The organism is Mesonia sp. HuA40 (genome assembly GCF_008017835.1).
GTDB lineage: Bacteria > Bacteroidota > Bacteroidia > Flavobacteriales > Flavobacteriaceae > Mesonia.
The window spans coordinates 1-7,158 of the sequence record NZ_VRLT01000048.1; the positions used below are offsets into that span (position 1 = coordinate 1).

5 protein-coding genes are annotated in these 7,158 nt (G+C 32.2%); all 5 read left to right on the forward strand.

Annotated elements, in window-relative coordinates; genetic code table 11:
- Positions 1–188 precede the first annotated feature (188 nt).
- The 5 genes from FT993_RS08605 to FT993_RS12330 all read left to right on the forward strand — a co-directional run bounded on the left by FT993_RS08605 (position 189) and on the right by FT993_RS12330 (position 6,620).
- On the forward strand, positions 189–764 hold the full coding sequence (locus FT993_RS08605) for a hypothetical protein (protein ID WP_147862142.1): 576 nt from the start codon (positions 189–191) through the stop codon (positions 762–764).
- A gap of 3 nt (positions 765–767) precedes the next feature.
- Positions 768–1,364, forward strand: a complete 597-nt coding sequence (locus FT993_RS08610; RefSeq protein WP_147862143.1) for a hypothetical protein — start codon at positions 768–770, stop codon at positions 1,362–1,364.
- 296 nt (positions 1,365–1,660) lie between these two features.
- Positions 1,661–4,579, forward strand: coding sequence for a DEAD/DEAH box helicase family protein (locus tag FT993_RS08615; RefSeq protein WP_147862144.1), 2,919 nt, complete (start codon positions 1,661–1,663; stop codon positions 4,577–4,579).
- Between the two features lie 3 nt (positions 4,580–4,582).
- On the forward strand, positions 4,583–6,478 hold the full coding sequence (locus FT993_RS08620; RefSeq protein ID WP_147862145.1) for a site-specific DNA-methyltransferase: 1,896 nt from the start codon (positions 4,583–4,585) through the stop codon (positions 6,476–6,478).
- 4 nt (positions 6,479–6,482) lie between these two features.
- On the forward strand, positions 6,483–6,620 hold the full coding sequence (locus FT993_RS12330) for a hypothetical protein (RefSeq protein WP_187240787.1): 138 nt from the start codon (positions 6,483–6,485) through the stop codon (positions 6,618–6,620).
- Positions 6,621–7,158: the final 538 nt, after the last annotated feature.

Below are 7,158 nucleotides of genomic sequence, written 5' to 3' on the forward strand. Positions count from 1 at the left end.
GCCAAGCAGAGCGTGTCGGTACTTTAGCCAACAACGGCTATAATTCATTGCGGCGGAATTTTCTACCGAAAATTCCATCCTTTTTTCTATCTTTGAGTTACAACGGAATAAATCCTGCGTATTTTTCCGCAACGAAATCATAGCCAAAGCCGTTGTAGTGCATTTAAAAACAAACCCATAAGATAACAATGAACATTGTAGAAACAGAGGCTAATCAATTTTCGAAAAGACTTTTTAAAAGCGGAAAAACTAATACTCTCGAGAATCTGAAATCAAAGATTACGATGAAATTATATGATTTTAATCGTGATAGAGATAAATTAGATTTTTTAAAAACCTTGAGAGTAAATAGTATAGCTGATAAGGAAAAGCATATGAAAACTTGTAGTGGTTGCGGTTACGATAAAGAAATTGACATTGGTGTTTTTGCAATAGACCAAGAGATTGATGAAATAAATCGATTTTATACATTTGAACCAAAGCCAGAGGACGAATTCAGCGTTGAAGAAGAATCAGAGTTGCATAGTAAACTAAATAGCATTCTTGAAAAACTTGAAAAACAAGGCTTTGGTCAACAAATAATTTTTGAGGAAATAGAGGATTTAAAAAACCATTTTAATCTTGGGAAGAAGAATTGGTTTCAACTCTTAAAAGGTAAAGTAGTTGACTTAACTATTAAAAAAGTCTTGAATAAAACTATTGTCCAAGAAATCTATAATACTTTGAGTGAAGGATTTGAAGAAGCGGTTAAATTATTAGAATAGACAATGTCTTTAGAACAAGAAATAAAAAACCAGTATTCAAAAATTTTTAGTGCAGAATTCAAAGATTGGATTCCGTTCAAGCAAATGGCTGAATATTATTTAAAAACATCAGCACATTTGCTAACTGAAAATATTGATAGTCCCGAACCACAAAAACTATGGTTGAGAAATGTTCAAAAAAGGCTTTCAATTGGAATTGCTACGGAACTATTATTGAAAGCTATTTATCTTAAAAATGGATTTAATATTAACAAACCTATTGATGGAAACAATATAGACTTTCCAATGAAAATTAAAGATTTAAAGCCAGAGCTTCTCAATCCTTCAGACACTTACGGCTTGAATCTATTAATTCAGCATCTTACAAAAATCATAGATTTAGGGCAAAATCCTGAAAACATAATGGAAGGACTAAAAATTTCAAAGGTTTTCAGAAATAAAGAAGGTCACGTTGCTGTACATTGGCATAATTTCGAACGAAAAGATTATGACAGGATTGAATTTTCATTTATTGAACTTTTTAGATTGGGATTTAATGAAAATTTAGAATTTAAAATTTCTATAGCGAAAAACGAGATTGGTAAATTTGACATTAAGTAAGAAAAAACGCACTACAACATAGTATATAAGCTATGGCTTGGTCAGTCCTGACTTGGGAAATCCGCAGGATTTCCCAAAGCCAGTTTTTATTTGGAAAGGTTCGTGCTAAAATACGCCACAGCTCATATACATAAACGTTACCTGCAAGCTGAAACCCACCGCACAAACAGCACATTTATTTTTTCCCTAAAGCTACAGCCAACGCTAAAAAATAAAAGAGCTGTTTTTTCCCAAAGCTTGACGAATAAAACCGAATGAAATCTATAAATTTGACACTTGAACTATTAGAATAATAAATGACAAGCAAAACAGATAAAAAACAATTTCAATACGAAATACAACAATATCAAGAAGATTGTGTAAATAACATTGTCAGTCTGTTTACTGAGTTACAACAAACCTCAGATTTTGCAAGTGTATTAAATAAACATCATCAAGAAAACAAATATAACTTCCCTGTTCAAGATACTGGAAATATTGATATAATGATGGAAACGGGAACTGGAAAAACGTTCACTTTCATCAAAACCCTTTTTGAACTCAATAAAAAGTTTGGTTACAAGAAATTTATAATTCTTGTTCCGACTGTTCCAATTCGTGAAGGAACAAAAACAAACTTAGAAGACACAAAAGATTACTTTAAAAGTTACTACGCCAACGAGAAAGAAAAAGAAATTGAACCATTTGTTTATGAAGGTGGTAATATTTCTGCTGTAAGACAATTTATCGGAACAAATCATTTATCTGTTTTGGTAATGACACCAAGTGCCTTTAATCATAAAGATAAAATCCTAAACAGGCCATTACAAAAAGACATTAATACGCCTGATTTGTTTACAACTAACCAAACACCGCCAAAATCTTATTTGGAATGTTTAAAGCGATTAAATCCAATAGTAATAATGGACGAACCACATCGCTTTGAGGGCAACGCTTTTAAAAAATATTTTGATGGTTTTGATAATTACTATTTGCGTTTTGGTGCTACATTTCCCAATAAAAAAGGAAGCTTACAACTCTCTAATGTGGCTTATGTACTAGATAGTATTTCATCTTTTAGACAAAACTTGGTTAAAAAAATTGTGGTCTACACGCAAGATATTGTTGAAAACACAGACACACTTAATGGAATAGAAAAAATAGGCTCAAAAAACATTGCTCACGTTAGTACATTAGCTAACGGTATTATTGCTAGACGAAAATTAAATGTTGGTGGCGTTTTTAACGGAAAAAGCATTAAAAAAATACTTAAGTCTAAACTTGTATTAGCTGATGACACTATTGTAACTGTTGATTATACTTTATCTGATGAAGCATTGCGATCTATGATAAAGGAGACTATCAAAATACATTTTGAGAAAGAAAAAGCACTTTTTGAACAAAATGTAAAAGCACTCACTTTATTTTTTATTGAAAGCGATACAAGTCTATACCGTGGAGACAATCCTAAAATTAAAAACATTTTTGAGGAAGAATATATAACTCAATACAATCAAATTATTAGCTCACTTGACCAATCTAGTGCATATTATAAATATCTTCAAAACGATTTTGACAAAAACAATAAGTTACAAGTACACAAAGGTTATTTCTCAGGAGATAAGGGCAATAATGATGAAAAAGTAAAAGAAGGTGTAAATGAGATACTAAAAGACAAAAAGAAATTATTGTCTTTTGAAAGTCCTACTCGTTTTATTTTTTCAATTTGGGCATTGCAGGAAGGCTGGGACAATCCTAATGTTTTTACCATTTGCAAACTTTCTAACCAGGGAAGTGATATATCAAAATTACAGCAAATAGGTCGTGGACTGCGTATTTGTGTGAATCAAGATTTGCAACGAAATACTCTCAAGAAACTAAATGACGACCAAGAAGAGTTTTGGAAAATCAATAATCTCGATGTAGTTGTGTCTAGCAAAGAGCAAGGTTTTGTAGAAGCCATACAAAACGAAATTTTAAGAAACTCGTTCCTTATTGCCGAAACGTTTACAGAACAGGAACTTAAAATAACGCTGAAAGAAAAAGGTAAGTTTGACGATTTAACGGTTCGCAAAATCTACAAAAAGATGGAAAATAGCGAAATGATAATATACAAGACCACAATTGATGGAATTGATGTATTCCAAAAATCGCCTGATTTTTCTTCTATTCTTAAAGAGCAAAATTTACCAACAGAACAAAAAGAAGTTATTGAAAATCTTTTTGCACCTGATGCCAATACCTACGTACAAAAGGCGAAAGATAAAAAAGAAAAGAAAAAAGTATTTATTAAATCATCGCACCTTAAAGAATTTCAAGACTTGTGGAAAGCCATTAATAAAAATGCCTTTTATGTTTTAGAATCCTTATCTGATGAACAGGAGAGTCAACTCATTCAAAACATAAAAGTGCAAATAGAAGCAGTAAATATTGAAGAGATATTATTGCAAACGATACGTGCAGAACTCAATGTAAATAAACTAGATAAAGACGATGCCGTAACAAAAGAATTAAAAGGTTCGCTCACTCACAAAAGCAAAGTAGATTATTTAGAATTGGTACGTAATTTATCTAATGCAACAAAAACACCTATTGCCTTTGTAGTAAAAATATTCAATAGTTTAAGTGAGGATTTTAAAAACAAATTGTTGTGCAACAATCCCAAACAAGCCCAACGGGAAATTACGGAAATCATCAATAAGAATTTAATTGCTATGCTCAAAGCAAATATTCAATACGATGGTATTAATGGCACTGGTTTACCAAATGTTTTCAAAACCGAACAAGGCAAAACCTATTTAGATACAGGAAGTGTTGGTAAATTTCAAAAAGATATTTCAACTGACTTTTCTTTAAAAAAGAAATGGGTTTTTGAAGAAGTGATTGAATACGACAGCGATTTTGAGTTAGAAATTGTGGAGCAAGACCCAGATATTGATAGTATTGAGATTTTTGGCAAGTTGCCTCGTCTTAAAATTAAAACACCTTTAGGCGATTACAATCCAGACTTTTGCTATGCGATTAAGAATAGCGATGGCAACAAAATATTTCTTGTCGTAGAAGCCAAAGGCTACAATTCTTCTACAGCAGTTCCTGTTGACCAAAAGGGTAAAATAGATTTTGCCAAAAAGTATTTTGAAGCACTAAGCACACATTACAAAGACCAAAAAATAAACGTTTCATTTAAAGAACGCATCAATAAAACCCAATTGGCAGCATTGATAAACAACGCATAACAAATGACAAAAAAAGATTTTATAAAACAAGGTTTTAACGTTTTAGACACAGAAAACAACGAAAACAAACTGTTGAGTTTTCTCAAAGAAAACTACCCAAGCGTTATTAAAGACAACGAAATAGACCTAAACGAACTCAAAGCCATTGCAGGTTTACCCATAGACGATAAAGTAAACGGATACGGACTCAACTTTATAGGCAGAAACTTTGCCCGTGCCAAATACAGCCAAAAAACAGACAAAGAACTTCAACTCAATACTACTTTAAGTAAAAACATAGGCACTACCCAAAACTTGGTACTAAAAGGCGATAATCTAGATAGCCTAAAAATACTTAAAAACCACTACACCAACAAAATAAAGTGCATCTACATAGACCCACCATACAATACCTCTAGTGAAGAATTTGTATACCCAGACAAATTTAACAAAGAAGAAGCCGAAGTCTTGGGACTAGCCAACCTAAGCGAAGACGACTTTGCACGTTTAGATTTTAGCTTTAAAAGCAAGAAAAGCCACAACGGTTGGTTAAGTTTTATGTATCCTCGTTTATTATTGGCAAGAGATTTACTGAGTAGAGATGGTGTTATCTTTATTAGCATTGATGATAACGAACAAGCCAATTTAAAACTGCTTTGTGATGATGTGTTTGGGGAAGAGAATTTTGTTAGTGAATTTATATGGGAAAAGAAAAAGAAACCTTCATTTCTTCACAGTAATGTTGGTAAATTATCAGAATATATTATATGTTATTTGAAAAATAGCACTGAAACATTTCCGTTCTCTGTAGAAAGTACAACAAAAGGAAAAAAATATCCTTTCAATAATGCAGGTAATTCAATGGGAGAACTTGTTTTTCCAGCAGGTACTGTACAATTTAAAATGCCAGATTCTACTATAGAACCACAGGATATGTCTGAAGGCAATATTAAAACAATATTAAAAACCCAATTGATTATAAAAAATGGATTTAATAGTAATGAATTCATTCTTGAAGGTGAGTTTAGATATTCTCAAGACACACTAAATGAAATAATTAAAAACAAAGAAGGTATTGTGGTTTCAAAAATTCCCTTTAGACCTAATCACATTAAGAAAGGTGGTGAAATAAAAAAAATGAAAAATATGTTTTCACCAGTCCATTATGATATGGAAACTAATGAAGATGGAACCGCTCAATTAGTTAAACTATTTGGCGATGAAATTTTTACAAATCCCAAACCTGTAAAACTTATCAATACTATTATTAAGTCTGTAACATATGATGATAATAGTTCAATTATTCTCGACTTCTTCGCAGGTTCTGGCACCACAGGCGAAGCAGTTATGCAACTCAATGCCGAAGATAGTGGCAACCGTAAGTTTATTATATGCCAAATAGACGAAACTATCAAAGAAGATAAACCAGCCTATCAGTTTTGCAAAGAGAATAATTTAGAGCCAGTAATAAGTAGTATCACCATAGAACGCTTAAAACGAGCAGGTGAAAAGTTAAAAAACGATATTGAAGAAGAAAACAAAAAATCAGGCTTGTTTGATGACGATAAAAAACAAGTGCCAGATATAGGCTATAAAGTTTTTGACTGCATAAATGCCCCAAAACTAGAAGTGCAAGATGGAGAAATCGTTTTTCCAGAATTAAGCAATGATGTCATAAGTCGTATTTACAATATGATATTTACCATCGGATTAGATGAACCTACCCAAGCACCTGAAGAAGTGATAAAAGATTGTATTTATAAAATTGAAAATAATTATTATATAACTAATAGTGATAAAATAAGCAAAGAAGATTACGCAAATGCAATCAAAAATGGCAAAGTATTTATAGATGGCTGGACAGCAAGTTTAAACGGAACACTACAGCACTATAAAGAAGATGTGAAAATAGTGTTTTAAAAAAATGGATATAAAAATGCCAACGCATAAAGCCATACACATTTGCAATTCGCACCAGCCAACGCTACAACCAAAAATTGCAAAAGAGTATGTCTTTGCCAACGCTGAAAACCAAGCAGAACGGAATAAAGCCAGCAGGTAACAATGTGTATAAGCAATAGCGGGATTGGTGCTGAATTGAAACGAAATGAATATTAATAAAGGTAAGTGTTTAACCGAAAAGTTAGTGGATTTTAATCCGCTACTGCTCATACACTAGACCGTTACATACAATGGCTCGGAATGAAAAGCAGAACGGAGAAATAATAAATCTGACTGTTTGAAAATTTAACTGACTTAAAAAGAGAACAGCGGAATTGAATAGCACTACGCGGAATGAAATAGCGCTACGCTGAAAAAAAGGAATAAAACTATATCGTGCAAAAAAATAAAAAGCGAATTTAAAAATTAAGCTGAATTAAGGTCGAATCAAAAATTTGAAGTAAACGAAAAAAAGATATTTAAATCTACGTTTTAAAAATAAATCAGCGCATTGCTGAATAAAAAAAGTGGACGGAAAAAGAGTAAAGCGGAAAAAATTATGTGGACGGCATAGCAGAGCGTTCCAAGCAGAGCGTGTCGCCACAGTATGTAACAACGGCTATAATTCATTGCGGCGGAATTTTCTACCGATCTTGTCA